The following is a 20704-nucleotide window of genomic DNA, read 5'->3' as shown; positions in this document are numbered from 1 at the left end:
CACGCTCGCGCTTTGCCCACCCTACGTCTGGATCGTTTTAATGCACCGCGGTGAAGAACCGCGCGACGCGAAAACCGGATAGCCAGGTCCATACCGGCTGGCCGCGGATTCCGAGATCCCACGACCCGACGACGGCATCGGCACGGCCGACCAGATTGTCCATCGGCAGCAATCCGACCCCGCCCTCGCGGAGCGGAACGCGGCTGTCGGCGGAATTGTCGCGGTTGTCGCCCATCACGAACAGGCGGTCCGGCGGCACCGTCACTTCAGGCGTGTTGTCGAGCCTGCCATTGTCGTGAAGCTTGAAAATCGCGTGCGCAACGCCGTTCGGCAACGTCTCGATATAGCGATAGGCCGGTTCGGATCCGCCATTGTCGTCTTCGGCTTCGCCGATGCCATCGGGCTTCAGCGAGGCCGCACGATCGTTGATGAAGAGCTGGCCCTGCCGCATCTGGATACGATCGCCGGGCAGGCCGACGACGCGCTTGACCCAGGCCTGCGAGCGGTCGCCCGGCCAGCGGAACACCACGACATCGCCGCGCTTCGGCGTGGCGCCGAACATGCGGCTGGTTTCGGGCAGGTTGATCTGGATCGGCAGCGAGGCGGTGCCGTAGCCGTAAGGATATTTCGAGGCCAGCAGCGCATCGCCGATCAAGAGCGTCGGCTCCATCGAGCCCGACGGCACGTAGAACGGCTCGGCAATCGCGCCCTTGGCGAGGAAAACAATCAGCAAGGCCGCTGCGAACTGGAGGATTTGGGCGCCCCAGCCATAGGCTTTGGGTGCCACAGATTCGCGCTCGACGCTCATTAGCCGGTTCCTCCGACGGTAATACGCTCCATCCGCAGCGTCGGCTGGCCGACGCCGACCGGCACGCCCTGGCCGTTTTTGCCGCAGGTGCCGATCCCGGTATCGAGGGCGAGGTCGTTGCCGATCATGGTGATGCGATGCAGGTCGGTCGGCCCGTTGCCGATCAGCATCGCGCCCTTGAGCGGCGCGCCGAGCTTGCCGTTCTCGATCTTGTAGGCCTCGGTGCACTGGAACACGTATTTGCCCGAGGTGATGTCGACCTGACCGCCACCGAAATTCGCGGCGTAGATGCCGTTTTTGACCGAGGCCAGGATTTCCGCGGGGTCGCGGCTGCCGGCCAGCATGTAAGTATTGGTCATGCGCGGCATCGGCACATGCGCGTAGCCCTGGCGGCGGCCGTTGCCGGTCGGCTTCATGTTCATCAGCCGGGCATTCTGGCGGTCCTGCATGTAGCCGACCAGGACGCCGTCCTCGATCAGCACGGTGCGGCTGGTCGGGGTGCCCTCGTCGTCGATCGACAGCGAGCCGCGGCGCGATGCCATGGTGCCGTCATCGACCACGGTGACGCCCTTGGCTGCGACCTGCTGGCCCATCAGGCCCGCGAAAGCCGAGGTCTGCTTGCGGTTGAAATCGCCCTCAAGGCCGTGGCCGACGGCTTCGTGCAGCATCACGCCGGGCCAGCCGGCGCCCAACACCACATCCATTTCGCCCGCCGGAGCCGGAACCGATTCGAGATTGACCAGCGCCTCGCGGATCGCGCCGTCGGCGGCTTCGCGCCACGCCTTGGACTCGATGAAGCGGGCATAGCCTTCGCGGCCGCCATAGCCCTTGCTGCCGCTTTCCTGACGGTCGCCCTGGCCGGCCACCACCGAAATATTGACGCGCACCAGCGGGCGGATATCGCGATAGGTCTCGCCGTCGGGGCGCAGGATCTCCACCACCTGCCAGGTCGCGCCCAGGCTGACCGTCACCTGCCGCACCCGCGGGTCCTTGTCGCGGACATAGGCGTCGATCTCGGCGAGCAGTTTTACCTTTGATTCGAAGCCGGGAGCGTCGAGCGGATTGTCGTCGCCATAGAGCCGCACATTGGTATGCGCCGGCGCCGCCGCGAAGGTCCCGCTGTAGCCGCCGCGCACCGCATGCACCGCATCCGCGGCGCGAATCAGCGCCGGCAAGGAGACATCGGAGGAATGCGCATAGCCGACGGCGTCGTCCTTGACCGCACGCAGGCCGAAACCCTGCGAGGTGTCGTAAGTGGCCTGCTTCAGCCGGCCATTGTCGAACATCAGCGCTTCGGTCTGGCTGTATTCCAGAAACAGCTCGCCGTCGTCGGCGCCCTCCAGGCCGCGCGCGATTTCGTGGCGGACCGAATCGCGGTCGAGGTTGGCGCGGTCGAGCAGGGAGGTGGTGGGGGTCATGGGGTTGATCCGTTGTGGGAGGCCGGGATTCAAGATAGTGGCTTCACGGTCGTTCCGCGAGGGCGGAATCGGGGACCCCTGCGCGAGAATGATGGCAATGCCGGTTGATATTGTTCCTATTGAGGAAAATCACATCGACGGATTTCACCGGACCCTCGACATTGTCGCGCGGGAGCGGCGATATCTAGCATTTCTGGAGGCGCCGCCGATCGAGACGACGCGGGCGTTCGTGCGGGACAATATCAAGCGGGGCTATCCCCAATTGGTCGCGATATCGGCTGGCGAGGTCATTGGATGGTGCGATGTGACAGCCAAGCCGAGACCGATCTATGGGCATGGTGGGGTCCTGGGGATGGGGCTGCTGCCGCAATTTCGGCGGCGGGGAATTGGCAACGACTTGATTCGGCGGTCGCTCATCGCGGCCAAGGCATTCGGCTTTCACAGGGTCGAGTTGACGGTCCGGGAAAGAAACAGCAACGCGCTTGAACTTTACAAGAAGGTCGGTTTCGAGATCGAGGGCGTGCAGCGCGACGCCGTTCAGATCGATGGGGTCTACGAAAACCTGATCCTGATGGCGGTCCTGTTCTAGGGACAGCATCACGTCTCACGGCAACTTGTCGTACCCCTCGCCGATCCCGTTCAAACTCAGCGGGAACCCGATGCCCTCTTCGGGGGTTTCGAAAATGATGAAAGTCGCGGTTTTGGCGGTGCGGAGCTGGCCCAGCAGCTTGTCGTCCATGACCACCTCCGCTACGCAGCCATTGGGCAGGCATCTGACAAAACCGGCGCGGCCGACATCGACATTGTCGAGCTTGAGGCCCAGCCCCGAGGGCAGCAGCACGCCCAAGGGGGCCACCACCCGCATCAGCTTGCTCTTCTGGTCGGCGGTTTTAAGCACGATGACGGTGAGACCGGCATTGGAGCGGTCTTCGGCTACCACGCTCTGGATCAGGGCGCATTGCTCGCCTTGCGCGCCCGGCGGGGTGTCGCAGCGGATTTGCCAGTCGCCATGGACCGACCGCACCGCGCCCTGGGCGCTGGCGGCCGCCGTCAGGCCGAGCAGGAGCATGATGGCAAGGCCCGGCGCGGCAAGTGTACGGCTTGCGGCGCTTCTCGCCTGGTGTTTCGAAGGCCCCATCAGGGTCGATCCCTCTAATATTTCCTTGAATATGTCCTTGGCAATGTCAGCCCGATACGGGACTGACACGGTAATGACGGCGCCTTGAAGGCGGTCGGCGCCGGCATAGCCGCTCTGCAAGTCGCGAATCAGGTTCCTGTGGAGCACTTCATCTGTGCCTACATCGGGCAAACCGCCTGTCAAGCCACGTCGGGCTGCAAAACCGGTGCTTTTGCCTGATGTCACGGGAAAATGTGACATCTGCAGAATAGCCGGTGACGCAACGCTCCACACCCCACTACTGCATTGCGAGAGGCGGCGAATTATGGTTTGAGAGGCTGGATTTCGACGCGTTCTAGCGATCTGGCCCCGGTACTTCTAAAGTACATCCCAAGGCCGTTTGTCAGGGGGCGGATCGTGCAGCATTTGTCGCCATCCGGCGGAATGCTTTGGGGTTCTATCAAGGGAGCGCGAGCGGCATGAAGATGTCGATGGGCCAAACGGGCCGGCGGTTGCTGGGATTAGCGGTAGCCGGCGTTGCGCTGGTGAGCTGCGGAGCGGCTTTCGCCGAATTGGGGCAGCCGGCGCCGTGGGAATACAAGCTGCAGGAATCGGCCACGCCGGTGATGGACAACATCACCTGGTTTCATGACTTCCTGCTCTGGCTCATCACCGCCATCACGCTGTTCGTTCTGGCGCTGCTGGTGATCGTCGTGGTGAAGTTCAACGCCAAGGCCAACCCGGTCCCCTCCAAGACCACGCACAACACCCTGATCGAAGTGGCATGGACCCTGATCCCGGTGCTGATTCTGGTTGCACTGGTGGTGCCGTCGTTCCGCCTGCTGTTTCTTGAGCTCGATGTTCCCAAGGCCGACCTCACCGTCAAGGTGACCGGCAAGCAGTGGTACTGGAGCTACGCCTATCCGGATAACGGCAAGTTCGAATTCGATTCGCTGCTGGCCCAGGACAAGCAGCCCCGCCTGCTCGGCGTCGACAACGAGATGGTGGTGCCGGTCAACAAGATCGTCCGGATTCAGACCACCGGCGCCGACGTGATCCATTCCTTCGCGGTGCCGGCCTTCGGCATCAAGATCGACTCGGTGCCCGGCCGTCTCAACGAGACCTGGTTCAAGGCCACCAAGCTCGGCATGTTCTACGGCCAGTGTTCGGAGCTGTGCGGCAAGGATCATGCCTTCATGCCGATCGCGGTGCGGGTTGTGAACGATCAGGAATTCGCGGCCTGGGTCGAAACGGCGAAGAAGAAATTTGCGACCAACCCGGCGAACTCGCTCGCCTTGGCTGGCGCAGCATCGCAATAAGCCAAAAGCTTTAAGCGCTTCGAACGGACAAGGGCGACGGGACCGCAAGGTCCGACAAGACTGCAAGGCAGGATTTGAAAATGGCAACGACCGCAGCGACACCGGCTCACGACGACCATGCACATGACGATCACGCCCACGACCATCCGACCGGGTGGCGGCGCTTCGTCTATTCGACCAACCACAAGGACATCGGCACGATGTACCTGGTGTTCGCGATCATCGCCGGCATCATCGGCGGTGCGATGTCGATCATGATCCGCATCGAGCTGATGTATCCCGGCATTCAGATTTTTCACGAGACCCATACCTACAACGTGTTCGTGACCTCGCACGGCCTGATCATGATCTTCTTCATGGTGATGCCGGCGATGATCGGCGGCTTCGGTAATTGGTTCGTGCCGCTGATGATCGGCGCGCCCGACATGGCGTTCCCGCGCATGAACAATATCTCGTTCTGGCTGCTGCCGGCGTCGTTCTCGCTGCTGCTGATCTCGACCTTCGTCGAGGGTGAACCGGGCGCCAACGGCGTCGGCGCGGGCTGGACCATGTACGCGCCGCTGTCGACCTCGGGCCATCCGGGGCCGGCGGTCGATTTCGCCATTCTGTCGCTGCATCTGGCCGGTGCCTCGTCGATTCTGGGCGCCATCAACTTCATCACCACGATTTTCAACATGCGCGCGCCGGGCATGACCCTGCACAAGATGCCGCTGTTCGTGTGGTCGATCCTGGTCACCGTGTTCCTGCTGCTGCTGTCGTTGCCGGTGCTGGCCGGCGCGATCACCATGCTGCTGACCGACCGCAATTTCGGCACTACCTTCTTCTCGGCCGAAGGCGGCGGCGATCCGGTGCTGTTCCAGCATCTGTTCTGGTTCTTCGGCCATCCCGAAGTTTACATCCTGATCCTGCCGGGCTTTGGCATGGTCAGCCAGATCGTCTCGACCTTCTCGAAGAAGCCGGTGTTCGGCTATCTCGGCATGGCCTATGCGATGGTGGCGATCGGCGGTATCGGCTTCGTGGTCTGGGCCCATCACATGTACACCGTCGGCATGTCGTCGGCGACGCAGGCCTATTTCGTCGCCGCGACCATGGTGATCGCGGTGCCGACCGGCGTGAAGATCTTCTCGTGGATCGCCACGATGTGGGGCGGCTCGATCGAGTTCAAGACGCCGATGCTGTGGGCGGTGGGCTTCATCTTCCTGTTTACGCTGGGCGGGGTCACCGGCGTCGTGCTGGCCAATGCCGGCGTCGACCGCGTGCTGCAGGACACTTACTACGTCGTCGCTCACTTCCACTATGTGCTGTCGCTCGGCGCGGTGTTCGCGATCTTCGCGGGCTGGTACTACTGGTTCCCGAAAATGACCGGCTACATGTATTCGGAGACCATCGGCAAGCTGCATTTCTGGGTCACCTTCGTCGGCGTCAACCTGGTGTTCTTTCCGCAGCACTTCCTCGGTCTCTCCGGCATGCCGCGCCGTTACGTCGACTATCCCGACGCGTTCGCCGGCTGGAACTTCGTGTCCTCGATCGGCTCCTATATTTCGGGGTTCGGCGTGCTGATCTTCATCTACGGCGTGATCGATGCGTTCGTTCGCAAAGAGCAGGCTGCCGATAATCCGTGGGGCGCCGGCGCCACCACGCTGGAATGGACGCTGTCGTCGCCGCCGCCGTTCCATCAATTCGAGGTGCTGCCGCGCGTGCAGTAAGACGAGCATGATCCGGAAAAGTGGGAACCGGTTTTCCGAAAGAGATCATGCTCAAATAAGAGGTTGGATCACGCCCCGATCGATCTGATCGGGGCATGATTCGAAGGAAGTGAGACTGTCTTGTCGGTTGTCGATCACAACGCCATCGAGCTGTCGCCCCGGATTTCGGAGGCCGATGTTGCCGATTACATCGCGCTGCTGAAGCCGCGCGTGATGTCGCTGGTGATCTTCACCGCGCTGGTCGGACTGGTGATTGCGCCTGTTCATGTTCATCCGGTGCTGGCGTTCACCTCGATTCTCTGCATCGCGGTCGGCGCCGGCGCGTCGGGTGCGCTGAACATGTGGTATGAGAGCGACATCGACGCCTTGATGTCGCGCACTGCCAACCGGCCGATCCCGCGCGGTCGCATCACGCGTCCGGAAGCCCTGGCGTTCGGAATGACGCTGGCATTTTTCTCGGTGATGACGCTGGGCATCCTGGTCAACTGGGTGGCCGGCGGGCTGCTGGCGTTTACGATCTTCTTCTACGTCGTGATCTACACCATCGGACTGAAGCGCTGGACCGCGCAGAACATCGTGATCGGCGGCGCCGCCGGCGCACTGCCGCCGGTGGTGGCATGGGCCGCGGCGACCGGGTCGGTGTCGATGGAGCCGCTGCTGCTGTTCCTGATCATCTTCTTCTGGACCCCGCCGCATTTCTGGGCGCTGGCGCTGTTTCGCAGCGACGACTATGCCCGTGCCGGGGTGCCGATGCTGCCCGTCGTCGCCGGTCCCGATGCGACGCGGTTGCAGATATTGCTTTATACGATCGTGCTGGTCGCGGTCGCATTCGCGCCATGGCCGCTCGGCTATTTCGACGCAGTCTACGGCGTGACCTCGCTTGTTCTCGGCGCCGGCATGCTGGCGCTCGCCGTCAACGTCTACCGTCGTCGCCAGGGCAGCGAGGCGCTGCGCGCCACGCGAAAGCTGTTCGCGTTCTCCATCCTTTATCTGTTTGCGCTGTTCGCGACCTTGCTGATCGAGGTCGTCGCCCATGCCGTCGCGCCGTCGATCTGGTAGGGGGCGCATGGCGAGGTCATGGATGACAAGCAGAAGCCAAATGGAATTGTCCTCACCGAGGCGCAGCAGAAGAGCCGTCGTCAACGCTCGGTCGCTATCGCGCTGGCGCTCGGCGTGCTGGTCATGCTGTTTTTCGCGGTCACTCTCGTCAAGGGGCCGGCCGTGCTAGTGCGGCCCATGTAATTGGCAGAACATGTAATTGGCAGAATGTGAACGACATGGAGACCAAGCCGACGATGCCGCAACACCCGACCGGAAACCATAAGGCGACGACACGCCGCGGTCTCGGCCGCGATGCAATGGTGGCTGCGATCTGCGGTTTCGTGGTGGTGCTGATGGTCGGCGCGTCCTACGCGGCGGTGCCGTTTTATAACTGGTTCTGCCGCACCACCGGGTTCAACGGCACCACGCAAGTCGCGACTTCGGCGCCATCAGGCGCGCCGCTGGCGCGCAAGATCGCGGTACGCTTTGATTCCAATGTCGCGGGCGGGCTGCCGTGGAAGTTCGAGCCGGAGCAGACCGAAATCGAGGTCAAGATCGGTGAGGTCGTCACCGTGTTCTACACCGTGACCAACCAATCGGCGCGGACCACGACCGGGCAGGCGGCCTACAATGTCGCGCCGCTGACGGTCGGCTCGTATTTCGAGAAGATCAACTGCTTCTGTTTCACCGAGCAGACCATGGCGCCCGGCGAAAGACGCGAAATGCCCGTGGTGTTCTATGTCGATCCGTCGATTGTCAACGACAGCGACAATGACGGGCTGAACACCATCACGCTGTCCTATACGTTCTATCCCGTGCGCGAGCCGACGCCGAAACCACTGGCGGCGAGCGAGCCGGACAAGGCCAAAGGAAGCCTTTGAGGGAAACCTCTGATACCCGGGATGAGATATCCCGGGATTTGATTTTGAGACCCATACGTGCCGAATAAGACCGGCATCGTTAACGGAGAGACCGCAATGGCTACGGCGCAAGTCAAGCATCACGACTACCACCTCGTCGATCCGAGTCCGTGGCCGATCGTCGGCTCGGTCTCGGCCTTTATCATGGCCGTCGGTGCGATCACCTGGATGCACCATATGTCCGCGGTGTCGCCGATCGTTTTCGGCGTCGGCACCATCGGCGTGCTTTACACCATGGCGAGCTGGTGGGCGGACGTGATCCGCGAGGCCCAGTTCAAGGGCGACCACACCCGCGTGGTGCAGATCAGCCACCGCTACGGCATGATCCTGTTCATCGCCTCCGAAGTGATGTTCTTCGTGGCGTGGTTCTGGGCCTTCTTCAATTCATCGCTGTTCCCCGGCGACCCGGTTCACGCCACCCGCGACGCGCTGTTCGGTGGTGTGTGGCCGCCCAAGGGCATCGAGACCTTCGATCCCTGGCATCTGCCGCTGTTGAATACGCTGTTGTTGCTGACCTCGGGCACCACGGTGACCTGGGCGCATCACGCGCTGCTGGAGAACGACCGCCAGGGTTTGAAATACGGGCTGATCCTGACCATCCTGCTCGGCGCGACCTTCACCTGCGTGCAGGCCTTTGAATACAGCCACGCGGCGTTCAGCTTCGCCGGCAATATCTACGGTGCGACCTTTTTCATGGCGACCGGCTTCCACGGTTTCCATGTGCTGGTCGGCACCATCTTCCTGATCGTGTGTCTGGCGCGCGCCTACGCCGGGCATTTCACGCCGACCCAGCATCTCGGCTTCGAATTCGCCGCCTGGTACTGGCACTTCGTCGACGTGGTGTGGCTGTTCCTGTTCATCTGCATCTATGTCTGGGGGCATGGCGCTGAAACCATGGCGCACGGCGCGCACTGATCCCTTAACTTCTGCTACAAGAGGGCGGCCGCTGGGCCGCCTTTTTTGTTTTCGCCGTCGCGAAAGATCAGCCATGCCAGACCAGACATTACCCACGGTGCTCGAGAGTGCGATGCGCGGCGTCGCCTGCAAATGCCCGCGCTGCGGCAAAGGCAAATTGTATTCGGGCTTCCTGACGTTGCGGCCGAGGTGTGAAGCCTGCGAGCTCGATTATGCCTTTATCGACGCCGGCGACGGCCCCGCGGTTTTCATCATCATGATCGCCGGCGCCATCGTGGTCGGCTGCGCGCTGATCGTCGAGGTCAAGTATCAGCCGCCATTCTGGGTGCACGCCGCACTCTGGTTGCCGCTGATTCTCGCGACCACGCTGCTGCCGTTGCGTGCGATGAAGGCGCTTCTGATCGCGCTGCAGTTCCATCACAAGGCCGCCGAAGGCCGGCTGATCGACCGCGAGCCGAAATGACCGGGATTTCCGCTGCCCGGCCTGGGCGCACCAGTTTCGGCGCGTTCACGCTGGTGATGGTAGCGCTGTTCGTCGGCCTCGGGGTGTGGCAGTTGCAGCGCCGGGTCGAGAAGCATGCCTTGATCGCCGCGCTGACCGAACGGCTCGCGGAGCTACCGGGATCACTGCCGTCGCCCTCGCAGTGGAGTACGCTCGCGCCGGATCGGGATGAATTCCGCCGTGTCAGTTTTGCCGCGACCTATCAGCCCGCTCCGGATGCGATGGTCTACAGTTCAGGCTCTGCGGTGCGCGAGGATATTTCCGGCCCCGGCACATGGGCCTTCATGCCGGCGCGGCTGCCGACCGGGGAGACCGTCGTGATCAATGCGGGGTTCGTCCAGAACACCATGCAGGATCGCGCTCAGCAGGATCGCGCGGTGACGCGGCTGGTCACCGGGGAACCGGTCATGTTGTCGGGCTACATCCGTTTTCCGGAAGCGGCGGGCGTGCTGACGCCGCCGGAAAGTCTCGCCAAGCGGCTGTGGTTCACCCGGGATCATCTGGCGATGGCGCGGGCGCTTGGCTGGGGCGGCAGGCCAGTGGCGCCGTTCTACGTCGACCTGGAGCAGCCGGTGCCCGCCAGCGGCATTCCCAAACCCGGCCCGCTACAGGTGCATCTCAAGGACGACCACCTGCAATATGCCATCACCTGGTTCGCTTTGGCCGGCGCGGTGGTGATTGCTTTCGCGGTGTGGCTGCGCGCGCAAAGGCGCGGGGTATCACCCCGGCAATGAGCACGCATACGCTATGCATGCTCATCGTTGGCTCGTCTGGCCCTTGTCATCACGATTGACTGGTCCGCCTCAAGACGCGCCATCATCAATATGCTGGCAATAAAAGTAAGTCCAAGATCCTCGGCTTCTTCAATGGCGTTATCAATTGCCTCAACCAAGGGTCTATTTCTACTCTCTCTTAACATCGATATCTCCTCTGATTTGACGGTGATGCCGCTTCTTGCCGAGCGCTTGAAAATGATGCGTGAGGTTGCCGGAGGACGATGTCTGTCTGGGGCCGCGGCGCTAGACCGCCGCAACCGGATCCCGGACCGGGTGCCGTTCGAGCGCGGAAAGGCCCTGCCAAACAAGTGTCGATCCGGGCACCGAACGGCGGGAACAGATTTTCGTCCACGCTTCATCATTGACATCGACGATCACGGCGACGGTCGACAGCGAGTTGATGTTGACCGGAAGGCCGAGTGGCCGCGCCAGCCAACCCTGGTCAAGCAATCGCGGCAGCCACCAGCTTTCGAGCACGATCGTGAACGCCGAAAGGCCGATTGAAAGGCCAAATTCCATGGCGGCAGCCTGGATCACGGCTTCGGCGCGCGGACCGGCGTGCTCGCCGCGCCGGTTGGGGACCACGAAAATTCGCGACAATTCGTAGACGTCGCGGCGCCGCACCGGACCATTCAAGGCCAGCGCGGGAAATAACTCGCTCAGCAGTGTTGGAGAAGTTGTCGGCACCAGCCGCATGCCGGCCACGATCGCGCGTCCGTCCAGCCCCAGCAGGTAAACCGTGTCGTCGGTATCGAACTGGTCTATTTCCCGCTTGTCGGGCCGGTCCAACTCGGTCCATTTGCGTTCGACGACGTAGATCTGATGACGAATACGAAAATAATCTTCCAGGATGTCAGTATACAGATGGCGATTTTCGCGGCGGATTACGTGGACTTCCATCATTTGCCGTCCCCCGAGCGGCGCAGTGCCGCATCGGGAGAGTGAAATTTTGATGTTGATCCGCCTACTGTCCGAAAGGACAGGTCAAAGCTTGATCAGCCCCCGGGCGAGGGCTTTGGCGACGGCCGCCGTGCGGTTGACGGCATTCAGTTTATGCGACGCCTGGTTCAAATGGAACTTCACGGTGCGTTCGGAAATATTCAGAATGACCGAAACCTCCCATGAGGTCTTTCCGTCGGCCGCCCATCGCAGAATCTCCCGTTCGCGGGGCGTCAGCAGGTCGCGCTTTTCCGGTTTCGGGCGGCCGAGCGAGCGAATGCGGTTATGGGCATAGATTCCGATAAGCTGCAGCGCGCTTTTTGCGACGGGATCGATCGAGAGCTGTTCGGTGGCCATGCTGATGACCGCACCGCCTTCGTCATAATGAAGTGGAATGCAATATCCCTGCATCAGCCGAAACTCGGTGGCGCGGGTCATCACCAGATGGGCAGCCGGATTGCTGTCTTTATCATAATGCGCCTCGGCCCATTCGAACGGCTGGACCGTCGAAGCGCCGTATTGAGGAATCGGATCCATGACGCTGAAATTTTCCCGCGTATAAATCTCGAACCATTCCGGCGGCCAGCCATTGGCAACCGTCAGATCGCTCAGCGATGTTCCGGGCGACGGAAGGCCCGCCATGATATAGGCGTGAAACCCGCAAGCCTTGATTTCAGCTTCAAACATTTGAATGATGTCGGGCGCACCAAGCCGCTCGACCGCATCCACAAAATCGAGCGCTCGCCTTCCCCATTGCTGGGCAGCGTCGGGCATCCACCGTCCCCCAGGGTTCCAAACAGAGATTGCAACCTCACCGTGCCTGCGTCAATTGAAGATAGCCATTCCTTATCGGCATATAGCGACAAAGTTGAATCCGCGCAGGTGTGAGGACGGACGGACCGCGCGCCCTTCCAACGCGCGTTCCCCGACGAAGAGCGCGAAACGAAGACACCTGCGTCCTTCCCGCGCATCCCGTCCGTCCCAAGACTTCGGCAGAAAGACTTCGGCAGAATGGCCTCCGGCGCGGGAACGTCACCCCCCTGGTTCCGGCCGAGTCGCCTGGCTTTTTGGAGAACGAGCGAGAAGAACCGGTTTCCACTTCAAGCCAAAACGCTTTATGGTGCCGCGACTTTGCCGCCGGCAAAGTTATATTATCGATTTATATCAAAGGCTTGGCGGAATGCCAGGACCTTTGGAGGGCGGTTTGACGCGCTATATTTCAACACGGGGGGAGGCCCCGGCCCTGGGTTTCTGCGATGTGATGCTGACCGGGCTCGGCCGCGACGGCGGCCTTTACGTGCCTGAAGCGTGGCCGCAGCTATCGCCGCAAACCATCGCCGGATTTTTCGGCCGGCCCTATTGGGAAGTCGCGGTCGATGTGATCCGCCCGTTTGTCGGCAACGAGATTTCCGACGCCGATCTCGGGCGCATGGCCAACGAGGCCTATGCGACCTTCCGTCACCCCGCGGTGGTACCGCTGGACCAGATCGGTCCCAACCAATTCCTGCTGGAGCTGTTTCACGGCCCGACCCTGGCGTTCAAGGACGTCGCGATGCAGCTGATCTCGCGGCTGATGGATCACGTGCTGGCGCAGCGGGCGCAGCGCACCACCATCGTGGTCGCAACCTCGGGCGACACCGGCGGTGCCGCGGTCGACGCGTTCGCCGGTCTCGACAATGTCGATCTGATCGTGCTGTTTCCCCACGGCCGGATCTCCGACGTGCAGCGCCGGATGATGACCACCAGCGGCGCCGCCAACGTCCACGCGCTCGCCATCGAAGGCACCTTCGACGACTGCCAGGCGATCGTGAAGGGGTTGTTCAACCATCACCAGTTTCGCGATGCGGTGGCGCTGTCGGGGGTCAATTCCATCAACTGGGCACGGATCGTGGCGCAGGTGGTGTATTATTTCACATCGGCGGTTGCGCTCGGGGCGCCTGCGCGATCGGTGGATTTTACCGTGCCGACGGGGAATTTCGGCGACATCTTCGCTGGCTTCGTCGCCAAGCGCATGGGCCTGCCGATCCGGTGGCTGCGGATCGCCGCCAATGTCAACGATATCCTGCCGCGCACGCTCAAGACCGGCATCTATGAAGTGCGCGAGGTTCACGCCTCGGCGTCGCCCTCGATGGACATTCAGGTCTCCTCGAATTTCGAGCGGCTGCTGTTCGAGGCGAGTGGCCGCGATGCGGCCGTCGTTCGCAGGCTGATGGCGTCGCTGAAACAGTCCGGGCGCTTCGTGCTGCCCGACGCGGTGCTGGCGGCGATCCGCGAGGAATTCGACGCCGGACGCGCCGACGAGACCGAAACCAGCGCCGCTATCCGCGCCATTTGGCGCGAAGCCGGCGATCTCGTCGATCCGCATACCGCGGTGGCGCTCGCGGTGGCGGATCGCGACACGCCGGATTCGACAATTCCCAACATCGTGCTGTCGACCGCGCATGCCGCGAAGTTTCCCGATGCGGTGGAAGCCGCCTGCGGCGTGCGTCCGGAATTGCCGGCCTGGCTTGACGGGCTGATGACCCGGCCGGAGCACATTAAAGTCATGAAGAACGACCAGGTTGAAGTCGAACGGTTCGTGTTGGCGGTCAGCCGCGCCGCGAAGCAAGGAGTTGCCGGATGAGTGTCGATGTTACCAAGCTACCCTCCGGCCTCACCGTCATCACCGATACCATGCCGCATCTCGAGACTGCCGCGCTCGGTGTCTGGGCTGGTGTCGGCGGCCGCGACGAAAAGCCGAACGAGCACGGCATCTCGCATCTGCTCGAACATATGGCGTTCAAGGGCACCGCGCGGCGCTCGTCACGCGAAATCGTCGAGGAAATCGAGGCGGTCGGCGGCGATCTCAATGCCGGCACCTCCACGGAGACCACGGCCTATTATGCCCGCGTCATGAAGGCCGACGTGCCGCTGGCGCTGGACGTGCTGTCGGACATTCTCGCCAATCCCTCCTTTGTGCCGGATGAACTGGAGCGCGAGAAGAGCGTGATCGTGCAGGAGATCGGCGCCGCGCAGGATACGCCCGACGATGTCGTGTTCGAGCATCTCAATGAGCTGTGCTACCCGGATCAGCCGATGGGGCGATCGTTGCTGGGAACGGCAAAGACTTTGAAAGGTTTCAGCCGCGATACGCTGCGGGGCTACCTTTCGACGCATTACCGCGGTCCGGACATGGTGGTGGCCGCCGCCGGCGCCGTCGATCACAAGCGGGTGGTCGAGGAAGTGGCGCAGCGGTTCTCAAGCTTCGACGGCGCGCCCGCGCCCAAGCCGCAGCCGGCGATGTTCGGCAAGGGCGGCTCCCGCGTGGTGCATCGCGAACTGGAACAGGCCCATCTGACGCTGGCGCTGGAGGGGGTACCGCAAACCGACCTGTCGCTGTTTTCCTTGCAGGTTTTTACCAACACGCTCGGCGGCGGGATGTCGTCGCGGCTGTTCCAGGAGGTCCGCGAGAAGCGCGGGCTGTGCTACTCGATCTACACATTCCATGCGCCCTACACCGACACCGGCTTTTTCGGCCTCTACACCGGTACCGACCCGGGCGATGCGCCGGAAATGATGGAAGTGATCGTCGACGTCATCAACGATGCCGTCGAGACATTGACCGAGGCCGAGATCGCGCGCGCCAAGGCGCAGATGAAGGCGGGACTCTTGATGGCGCTGGAGAGTTGCAGCTCGCGTGCCGAACAGCTGGCGCGCCACGTGCTGGCCTATGGACGTCCTCTGACGGTGGAAGAACTGGTGACCAGGATCGATGCCGTAAGCGTGGAATCGACGCGCAATGCCGCGCGGGGTCTGTTGTCGCGCAGCCGCCCGGCGGTGGTGGCCCTTGGCAGCGGAAGGGGGCTGGACACGGCGGTGGCTTTTGCGGAAGGATTGACCAAGTCGAAGGTCAAGGCGCGCCTTCATTAAAGGCCGTCGCGCGGCGCTCGGGTTCAGGCATTGGGGGAGTAGGACGTATGGCCCTGTTTCGTTTGCCGTCCAGCGGACCGGCTGCGCTTGCCCCGCGCGGCCACGGCCTGCTGCTGCGCGCGCCGCAGATGTCCGATTTTCTGCAATGGGCGCATTTGCGCGAATGCAGCCGTGACTACCTGACGCCATGGGAGCCGATCTGGCCGTCCGACGATCTGACGCGCTCGGGTTTCCGGCGGCGTCTGCGCCGTTATGCGGAAGACGTGGCTGCCGACAGGTCATACCCCTTCATCGTGTTCCGGGAATCCGACGGTGCCATGATCGGCGGCGTCACGCTGGCGAATGTGCGCCGCGGCATCGTACAGGCCGGTACGATCGGATACTGGGTCGGCCAACCCCACGCGCATCGTGGCCATATGACGACGGCGCTGCGCGTGCTGCTGCCTTCGCTGTTCGGGGAGCTCAATCTGCACCGCATTGAAGCCGCCTGCATTCCCTCCAATGCGCCGTCGATTCGGGTGCTGGAGAAATGCGGCTTCAGCCGCGAGGGTCTGGCGCGGCGCTATCTCTGCATCAACGGCGTCTGGCAGGACCACCTGCTGTTTGGGCTGCTGCATGAGGATTTCCGGGGTTAACCCTCGGTTTCATGAGTTTGACACACGCCTTGGGTTTGCCGCCATTGCGCTGTTATAACGCGCCGAAGCGTGTGGGGTTAGCTGCGCGTTGAATGCATGGCTGCACTGGCATCGCTGCACTTGGGGACATCTGGATAATGCGTAACAGGCTGATCAGGCAGACGGTGGGTGCCGGTCGGGCGGGCCATCTGCGTTTCGCGGGTGCACTGGTCGTTGTGGGTGTCCTGCTGGCGGGCTGCAGTGGTGGCAGCACGCTCACCCCCCCGCCCGATACCGATTCTCCCCCGTCGATTAACGACCGTTTCAAGCAGCTATTCGGCTCGAAATCGCAGGCCGTCGGCGAGGCGTCGGCGGCGGACGGCATCGAACTGGATTGCCCCGTCGTGAAAATTCGTGCCGGGGCCTCTACCTATGCGGTGGCGGTCCCTGGCAAGCAGCCTGTCGGCGCCGACCTGCGCTATCAGGCCACCATCACCCGCACCGCGCGGGACTGCACGAGAAGCGGCGGCCAGATCACCGCACGGATCGGTATCGAGGGCCGCGTCATCGCCGGCCCGGCCGGAACTCCGGCGACCGTCGAAATCCCGCTTCGCGTCGCCGTGGTGCAGGGCGGCATCCAGGAGCGGACGATCGCCACCAAGGTCTTTCGGACCACGGTGTCGATGTCGGAGGGCAACGTGCCCTTCAGCCTGGTCGGCGAGGATCTGGTCTATTCGTCGCCGCCGGGAGTGACCAGCGACTCCTATATCTTCTATATCGGATTCGATCCGCAGGCGCTGACGCCGGAGGAACCGGCCAAGCCGGCGAGGAAGAAGAAGCAGGGATAATATTCTACCCCGCCTGACATGTCGCAAAGCCGCCATGCCCGCCAACGGCGAGACCCGGCGGCGGATGATGACAATCGATAAAAGATGACGATCAATAAAAAGCCGGCGCGCAAGGATCGCACCGGCTGTTGGCTTTTCAGGCCGGGATTTTTTAGAGCATGATCCGGAAAAGTGGAAACCGGTTTTCCGAAAAGATCATGCTCAAACAAGAAGATGGACGATGAGCATGATTCAACTCAGTTGAATCATGCTTTAGTTCAGCTTCTCGCGAACTTCGGAAATGCCCTTGGCCAGGAGATCGTCGGCGATCTGGCCCTTGACCGATTGCGACAGGATGGTGGACGCCGCGGTCACCGCCGCGTTGGCCGCTGCCGCGCGCACATCGGCCAGCGCCTGGGCTTCGGCCAGCGCGATCTTGCTCTCGGCGGTCTTGGTGCGCCGGGCGACAAAATCTTCCATCTTGGTCTTGGCTTCGGACGCGATACGTTCGGCTTCGGCTTGCGCCGATGCAATGATGTCCTGGGCCTCGCGTTCCGCGGTGGCGTGACGCGCTTTATATTCCGCGAGCAATTTGGCGGCCTCGTCCTTGAGGCGGCGGGCATCGTCGAGCTCGGCCTTGATGCGGTCGCTGCGATGATCCAGCGTCGTCAGCACCGTGCGATGGATGCCGAAATAGGCGAACACGCCCAGCAGGATGACAAAGCCAACGGCGACCCAGAATTCCGGTTCGGCGAACATCAAATCTATCCCTTCAAGGACGCGTCAACAGCACTGTTCAACGACGCGCCGTCGGGCAGTACGCCGGTCAGCCGTTGCACGATGGCGGCCGCCGCATCCGCGGCAATGCCGCGAACATTGCTCATCGCCGTCTCGCGCGTCGATGCGATGGTCTTCTCGGCCTCGGCGAGCTTGATCGACAGCCGTTCTTCCAGCGTCTTGCGCTCGGCCTCGGAAGCCGCGTTCAGTCTGTCGCGGGTCTCGGCACTGATCGCCTGCGCGCGGGAACGTGCCGCCGCGAGCTCGCTTTCATAGGCTTTCAGCGCGCTGTCGGAATCGTCCTTCAGCTTTTGCGCGGCGGCCAGATCGCCGTCGATCGCGTTCTGCCGCTCGTCGAGCAGGCTGCCGACACGCGGCAGCGCAATTCGCGAGACGATCAGATAGAGCGCGACAAACGCAATCACCAGCGACACCAATTGAGAAGCAAAGGTGTCCTTCTGGAACGGCGGGAAGGGGGCCTTGTGGCCGCCATCCGCCTCGGTATGGGCTGTCGCGCCCTTGGCGTCGCCATGACTTTCAGCCACGGGCTTCTCCTGTTCGGCCAATCGAGATTCTACCCGGGAATCTCATCGGCCAGATCGGTGATGGATCAGAGCGCAAACAGCAGCAGCAGCGCGATCAGCAGCGAGAAGATGCCGAGCGCTTCGGTCACGGCGAAACCGAAGATCAGGTTGCCGAACTGGCCCTGCGCGGCCGAAGGATTGCGCACCGCTGCGGCAAGATAGTTGCCGAAGATGATGCCCACGCCTGCGCCGGCGCCACCCATGCCAATGCAGGCAATACCAGCGCCAATGTATTTTGCGGCAATCGGATCCATGAAACGAACTCCTTCTTGAGGTTTGTTAGTGAGGCAGATTTGCTTGAAAGGCCAAGTTTGCTTGAAAGGCTAAGTCCTTGAAAGGCAAGTCAATGGCCCGGATGAATAGCATCGTTGATGTAGATGACGGTGAGGATGGTGAAGACGTAGGCCTGAAGAAACGCGACCAGCAGTTCGAGCGCGGTCAGCGCGATCACCATGCCGAGCGGCAACACCGCGCCGAGATAGCCGGCGATGCCAAGGCCCGCCAGCAGCGGAATGAAGCTGGCGAACACCGCCAGTGCGATATGGCCCGCAAGCATGTTGGCGAACAGACGCACGGAATGCGAGATCGGCCGCAGGAAGAACGAGAACACCTCGATGAACACGACCAGCGGCAGGATGAAGATCGGAATGCCCGACGGAACGAACAATTTGAAGAACTTCAGGCCATTCTTGTAGAAACCGTAGATCAGCACCGTCAGAAACACGATCATCGCGAGCACGAATGTAACGATGAGGTGGCTGGCGACCGTGAAATTGTAGGGGATGACGCCGATGATGTTGGTCACGGCAATGAACATGAACAGCGAGAACACCAGCGGAAAGAACTTCATTCCGTCCTTGCCGGCATTCGAGCGAACGGTGCTGGCGACGAATTCGTAGCTGATTTCCGCGAGCGACTGGATGCGCCCGGGCACCAGCTGCCGGCCGGCGACCCCGCCGATCATCAGCAGCGAAATCAGCGCCACCGAACCGAACATGTAGGCCGACGAATTGGTGAAGGCGATCTCCTGATTGCCGATATGGCCAATCGTGAAGAGCTTCTCGATGTGGAACTGTTCGATCGGATCGATCATCCGCGCGGCATCTCTAGGCTACCGCCGGCCACGCCGGCGTTCTGCAATCAATCGTCCGGCTTTTTCTTAACGGCCGGTTCTGTCCGGAGCAACACCCGCCGATCTGATCACATTCAGCACGCCGGCGGTGAAGCCGAGCAGCAAGAACACGATGAGTCCGAAAGGCGACGTCGACAGCAAACGGTCGAACCCCCAGCCAATCAACGCTCCGACAACAACGCCCGCGATCAACTCCGAAGAAAGCTGGAAACCGCGCGCCATCGCCGAGCTTCTGGCAGCGCCGTCTTCGCTTCCGGCTCCGGGTTGGTCAGTCCTGATTTTTCGGCTGTCCCGAATTTCGGACAACCGGTGATCCAGACTTCCGAGCCTTGCGGAAAGAGCAGCCTCGTCGGAGGACGATTGATCGCCGCTTCCATTTCCGCCTTCCTTCGTGCCTTCAGCCATGCTGTGGAGACCCGAAACGATGCTGCGGTGGTGGAAATTACGCCCCGTCACCCTCAAAAGCCGCGCGGACCATACTGACCGCATCTAATCAAGTCAAGATTGCGTCACAACCATATAAGTTATTGATTTAATTGTTCTTATCGCAAAGGTTGCGAACCCGTCATGACGCGGCCGCCGCAGTGCAACAGCTGCGCTTGCGATTGGCAAATTTGGTCGCAGTTTTTGGGTCCGCGACGGCGAGCAGATGGTGCGGGTGCGGACCAATTATTCCCGCCGTTTCGCAGCCGGCCGTATCCCGGCACTGGGCCGTCTTGCATCGGGCTGGCGGGTCTGTTGGGATGGACGTCAGTACCCCCATCCGTATCCGGAGCCCGTATGACGCGTCAGGTCGATTATTATTTTTCGCTGCAATCGCCATGGGCCTATATTGGGCACAAATTGTTCCGGGACGTCGTAACCAGCTACGACCTCAAAGTGACCCACAAGCCGGTGGTGCTGGTCGATTTGTTTGCGGAAACCGGCGGCCTGCCATTATTGAAGCGCCATCCGGTGCGGCAGCGTTATCGCATGGTCGAACTGCAGCGCTGGCGCGACAAGCGCGGCCTGGCCTTTCATCTTCAGCCGGCGAATTGGCCCTTCAATGCGCGGCTGGCCGATGGCGTTGTGATCGCCGCGATCGAAGCTGGCCACGATCCCGATCCATTCCTGAGGCGGGCGTTCGCGGCCGTTTGGGAAGACCAGTTCAATCTGGTCGACCCCGCGACCCTGGTAAAAATGGCCGACGATTGCGGACTTCCCGGCCAGCAACTGGTCGAGCGCTCCGGGACTGAGGCCGTCAGTGCGATTTACGAGCAGAACCGGCAGGAGGCGCTGGCGGCTGACGTATTCGGTTCGCCGGCCTATGTGCTCGACGGCGAGGTATTTTGGGGACAGGATCGGATCGAATTGCTCGCGGATGCGTTGAAGTCCGGGCGCGCGCCCTATCGTTCGCAGGT

25 protein-coding genes are annotated in these 20704 nt (G+C 62.1%); 14 read left to right on the top strand and 11 right to left on the bottom strand.

Annotated elements, in window-relative coordinates; all coding sequences use genetic code 11:
• Positions 1 to 37 precede the first annotated feature (37 nt).
• On the bottom strand, positions 38 to 808 hold the full coding sequence (gene lepB, locus ABR948_RS11775; protein WP_428117485.1) for a signal peptidase I: 771 nt from the start codon (positions 806 to 808) through the stop codon (positions 38 to 40).
• Positions 808 to 2226, bottom strand: coding sequence for a metalloprotease TldD (gene tldD, locus ABR948_RS11770; protein ID WP_428117483.1), 1419 nt, complete (start codon positions 2224 to 2226; stop codon positions 808 to 810). The genes lepB and tldD overlap by 1 nt, the downstream gene beginning before the upstream one ends.
• Before the next feature lie 97 nt (positions 2227 to 2323).
• Between tldD and ABR948_RS11765 the strand changes: the two genes are divergently transcribed.
• Entirely contained in the window at positions 2324 to 2815 is a 492-nt protein-coding gene (locus ABR948_RS11765) for a GNAT family N-acetyltransferase (protein ID WP_428117480.1), read from the top strand.
• Positions 2816 to 2830: 15 nt separating this feature from the next.
• On the opposite strand, the gene ABR948_RS11760 is transcribed toward ABR948_RS11765, so the two are convergent.
• Positions 2831 to 3364 carry an invasion associated locus B family protein gene (locus tag ABR948_RS11760; RefSeq protein ID WP_428117502.1) on the bottom strand — a complete coding sequence of 178 codons (534 nt, stop codon included), beginning with the start codon at positions 3362 to 3364 and terminating at the stop codon, positions 2831 to 2833.
• A 458-nt stretch (positions 3365 to 3822) separates the two neighbouring features.
• Between ABR948_RS11760 and coxB the strand changes: the two genes are divergently transcribed.
• The 8 genes from coxB to ABR948_RS11720 all read left to right on the top strand — a co-directional run bounded on the left by coxB (position 3823) and on the right by ABR948_RS11720 (position 10480).
• Positions 3823 to 4662, top strand: coding sequence for a cytochrome c oxidase subunit II (gene coxB / locus ABR948_RS11755; protein ID WP_428117478.1), 840 nt, complete (start codon positions 3823 to 3825; stop codon positions 4660 to 4662).
• An 80-nt stretch (positions 4663 to 4742) separates the two neighbouring features.
• On the top strand, positions 4743 to 6368 hold the full coding sequence (gene ctaD, locus ABR948_RS11750) for a cytochrome c oxidase subunit I (protein ID WP_428117476.1): 1626 nt from the start codon (positions 4743 to 4745) through the stop codon (positions 6366 to 6368).
• A 120-nt stretch (positions 6369 to 6488) separates the two neighbouring features.
• A complete protein-coding gene (locus tag ABR948_RS11745; RefSeq protein ID WP_428117473.1) occupies positions 6489 to 7427 on the top strand; it encodes a heme o synthase in 939 nt (312 codons plus the stop codon).
• 18 nt (positions 7428 to 7445) lie between these two features.
• Positions 7446 to 7610: a cytochrome c oxidase system small membrane protein gene (locus tag ABR948_RS11740; RefSeq protein WP_428117471.1), complete on the top strand. Its 165-nt coding sequence runs from the start codon at positions 7446 to 7448 to the stop codon at positions 7608 to 7610.
• A 35-nt stretch (positions 7611 to 7645) separates the two neighbouring features.
• Positions 7646 to 8290: a cytochrome c oxidase assembly protein gene (locus ABR948_RS11735; protein WP_428117468.1), complete on the top strand. Its 645-nt coding sequence runs from the start codon at positions 7646 to 7648 to the stop codon at positions 8288 to 8290.
• 96 nt (positions 8291 to 8386) lie between these two features.
• Complete coding sequence (locus ABR948_RS11730; protein WP_428117465.1) at positions 8387 to 9244, top strand: cytochrome c oxidase subunit 3; 858 nt, start codon at positions 8387 to 8389, stop codon at positions 9242 to 9244.
• A 73-nt stretch (positions 9245 to 9317) separates the two neighbouring features.
• On the top strand, positions 9318 to 9707 hold the full coding sequence (locus tag ABR948_RS11725) for a DUF983 domain-containing protein (protein ID WP_428117462.1): 390 nt from the start codon (positions 9318 to 9320) through the stop codon (positions 9705 to 9707).
• A complete protein-coding gene (locus ABR948_RS11720) occupies positions 9704 to 10480 on the top strand; it encodes an SURF1 family protein (protein WP_428117460.1) in 777 nt (258 codons plus the stop codon). The genes ABR948_RS11725 and ABR948_RS11720 overlap by 4 nt, the downstream gene beginning before the upstream one ends.
• Positions 10481 to 10491: 11 nt before the next feature.
• Here the strand turns inward: ABR948_RS11720 and ABR948_RS11715 are convergent, their stop codons facing one another.
• From ABR948_RS11715 to ABR948_RS11705, 3 genes are all read right to left on the bottom strand, one after another.
• Positions 10492 to 10665: a hypothetical protein gene (locus tag ABR948_RS11715; protein WP_428117457.1), complete on the bottom strand. Its 174-nt coding sequence runs from the start codon at positions 10663 to 10665 to the stop codon at positions 10492 to 10494.
• Positions 10666 to 10765: 100 nt separating this feature from the next.
• Positions 10766 to 11425 (bottom strand): acyl-homoserine-lactone synthase, encoded by a 660-nt coding sequence (locus tag ABR948_RS11710; RefSeq protein ID WP_428117455.1) that lies wholly within the window; start codon positions 11423 to 11425, stop codon positions 10766 to 10768.
• Between the two features lie 81 nt (positions 11426 to 11506).
• A complete protein-coding gene (locus ABR948_RS11705; protein ID WP_428117452.1) occupies positions 11507 to 12235 on the bottom strand; it encodes a LuxR family transcriptional regulator in 729 nt (242 codons plus the stop codon).
• Positions 12236 to 12665: 430 nt separating this feature from the next.
• Here ABR948_RS11705 and thrC point away from each other — a divergent pair, with 430 nt between their 5' ends.
• From thrC to ABR948_RS11685, 4 genes are all read left to right on the top strand, one after another.
• Positions 12666 to 14084 carry a threonine synthase gene (gene thrC / locus ABR948_RS11700; protein ID WP_428117449.1) on the top strand — a complete coding sequence of 473 codons (1419 nt, stop codon included), beginning with the start codon at positions 12666 to 12668 and terminating at the stop codon, positions 14082 to 14084.
• Positions 14081 to 15370, top strand: coding sequence for a M16 family metallopeptidase (locus ABR948_RS11695; protein WP_428117446.1), 1290 nt, complete (start codon positions 14081 to 14083; stop codon positions 15368 to 15370). Before thrC ends, ABR948_RS11695 begins: the two co-directional genes overlap by 4 nt.
• A gap of 47 nt (positions 15371 to 15417) precedes the next feature.
• On the top strand, positions 15418 to 16005 hold the full coding sequence (locus tag ABR948_RS11690; RefSeq protein ID WP_428117443.1) for a GNAT family N-acetyltransferase: 588 nt from the start codon (positions 15418 to 15420) through the stop codon (positions 16003 to 16005).
• Between the two features lie 137 nt (positions 16006 to 16142).
• On the top strand, positions 16143 to 16832 hold the full coding sequence (locus ABR948_RS11685) for a hypothetical protein (RefSeq protein ID WP_428117440.1): 690 nt from the start codon (positions 16143 to 16145) through the stop codon (positions 16830 to 16832).
• Positions 16833 to 17084: 252 nt separating this feature from the next.
• Here ABR948_RS11685 and ABR948_RS11680 read toward each other — a convergent pair whose 3' ends face one another.
• The 5 genes from ABR948_RS11680 to ABR948_RS11660 form a co-directional block, all read right to left on the bottom strand.
• On the bottom strand, positions 17085 to 17570 hold the full coding sequence (locus ABR948_RS11680) for a F0F1 ATP synthase subunit B family protein (RefSeq protein ID WP_428117438.1): 486 nt from the start codon (positions 17568 to 17570) through the stop codon (positions 17085 to 17087).
• A 5-nt stretch (positions 17571 to 17575) separates the two neighbouring features.
• Positions 17576 to 18133, bottom strand: coding sequence for a F0F1 ATP synthase subunit B family protein (locus tag ABR948_RS11675; RefSeq protein WP_428117435.1), 558 nt, complete (start codon positions 18131 to 18133; stop codon positions 17576 to 17578).
• Positions 18134 to 18198: 65 nt separating this feature from the next.
• Positions 18199 to 18426 (bottom strand): F0F1 ATP synthase subunit C, encoded by a 228-nt coding sequence (locus ABR948_RS11670; RefSeq protein WP_009796340.1) that lies wholly within the window; start codon positions 18424 to 18426, stop codon positions 18199 to 18201.
• A gap of 89 nt (positions 18427 to 18515) precedes the next feature.
• Entirely contained in the window at positions 18516 to 19265 is a 750-nt protein-coding gene (locus ABR948_RS11665) for a F0F1 ATP synthase subunit A (protein WP_428117429.1), read from the bottom strand.
• Between the two features lie 66 nt (positions 19266 to 19331).
• Complete coding sequence (locus ABR948_RS11660; protein ID WP_428117426.1) at positions 19332 to 19709, bottom strand: AtpZ/AtpI family protein; 378 nt, start codon at positions 19707 to 19709, stop codon at positions 19332 to 19334.
• 375 nt (positions 19710 to 20084) lie between these two features.
• Between ABR948_RS11660 and ABR948_RS11655 the strand changes: the two genes are divergently transcribed.
• Positions 20085 to 20704, top strand: a 620-nt coding sequence (locus tag ABR948_RS11655; RefSeq protein ID WP_428117423.1) for a 2-hydroxychromene-2-carboxylate isomerase, incomplete at its 3' end; no start/stop codon positions are given.

The organism is Bradyrhizobium sp. (genome assembly GCF_050014615.1).
Taxonomy (GTDB): Bacteria; Pseudomonadota; Alphaproteobacteria; order Rhizobiales; family Xanthobacteraceae; genus Bradyrhizobium.
The sequence above is the reverse complement of the archived record's forward strand: the minus strand, read 5'-3'. Positions and strand labels throughout refer to the sequence as shown.

Excerpts from the sequence above, each read along its gene's own strand:
- lepB (WP_428117485.1), bottom strand. The coding sequence starts at position 808 with ATGAGCGTCGAGCGCGAATCTGTGGCACCCAAAGCCTATGGCTGGGGC.
- tldD (WP_428117483.1), bottom strand. The coding sequence starts at position 2,226 with ATGACCCCCACCACCTCCCTGCTCGACCGCGCCAACCTCGACCGCGAT.
- ABR948_RS11765 (WP_428117480.1), top strand. The coding sequence starts at position 2,324 with ATGCCGGTTGATATTGTTCCTATTGAGGAAAATCACATCGACGGATTT.
- ABR948_RS11760 (WP_428117502.1), bottom strand. The coding sequence starts at position 3,364 with ATGGGGCCTTCGAAACACCAGGCGAGAAGCGCCGCAAGCCGTACACTT.
- coxB (WP_428117478.1), top strand. The coding sequence starts at position 3,823 with ATGAAGATGTCGATGGGCCAAACGGGCCGGCGGTTGCTGGGATTAGCG.
- ctaD (WP_428117476.1), top strand. The coding sequence starts at position 4,743 with ATGGCAACGACCGCAGCGACACCGGCTCACGACGACCATGCACATGAC.
- ABR948_RS11740 (WP_428117471.1), top strand. The coding sequence starts at position 7,446 with ATGGATGACAAGCAGAAGCCAAATGGAATTGTCCTCACCGAGGCGCAG.
- ABR948_RS11735 (WP_428117468.1), top strand. The coding sequence starts at position 7,646 with ATGGAGACCAAGCCGACGATGCCGCAACACCCGACCGGAAACCATAAG.
- ABR948_RS11730 (WP_428117465.1), top strand. The coding sequence starts at position 8,387 with ATGGCTACGGCGCAAGTCAAGCATCACGACTACCACCTCGTCGATCCG.
- ABR948_RS11725 (WP_428117462.1), top strand. The coding sequence starts at position 9,318 with ATGCCAGACCAGACATTACCCACGGTGCTCGAGAGTGCGATGCGCGGC.
- ABR948_RS11720 (WP_428117460.1), top strand. The coding sequence starts at position 9,704 with ATGACCGGGATTTCCGCTGCCCGGCCTGGGCGCACCAGTTTCGGCGCG.
- ABR948_RS11715 (WP_428117457.1), bottom strand. The coding sequence starts at position 10,665 with ATGTTAAGAGAGAGTAGAAATAGACCCTTGGTTGAGGCAATTGATAAC.
- ABR948_RS11710 (WP_428117455.1), bottom strand. The coding sequence starts at position 11,425 with ATGATGGAAGTCCACGTAATCCGCCGCGAAAATCGCCATCTGTATACT.
- ABR948_RS11705 (WP_428117452.1), bottom strand. The coding sequence starts at position 12,235 with ATGCCCGACGCTGCCCAGCAATGGGGAAGGCGAGCGCTCGATTTTGTG.
- ABR948_RS11695 (WP_428117446.1), top strand. The coding sequence starts at position 14,081 with ATGAGTGTCGATGTTACCAAGCTACCCTCCGGCCTCACCGTCATCACC.
- ABR948_RS11690 (WP_428117443.1), top strand. The coding sequence starts at position 15,418 with ATGGCCCTGTTTCGTTTGCCGTCCAGCGGACCGGCTGCGCTTGCCCCG.
- ABR948_RS11685 (WP_428117440.1), top strand. The coding sequence starts at position 16,143 with ATGCGTAACAGGCTGATCAGGCAGACGGTGGGTGCCGGTCGGGCGGGC.
- ABR948_RS11680 (WP_428117438.1), bottom strand. The coding sequence starts at position 17,570 with ATGTTCGCCGAACCGGAATTCTGGGTCGCCGTTGGCTTTGTCATCCTG.
- ABR948_RS11670 (WP_009796340.1), bottom strand. The coding sequence starts at position 18,426 with ATGGATCCGATTGCCGCAAAATACATTGGCGCTGGTATTGCCTGCATT.
- ABR948_RS11665 (WP_428117429.1), bottom strand. The coding sequence starts at position 19,265 with ATGATCGATCCGATCGAACAGTTCCACATCGAGAAGCTCTTCACGATT.
- ABR948_RS11660 (WP_428117426.1), bottom strand. The coding sequence starts at position 19,709 with ATGGCTGAAGGCACGAAGGAAGGCGGAAATGGAAGCGGCGATCAATCG.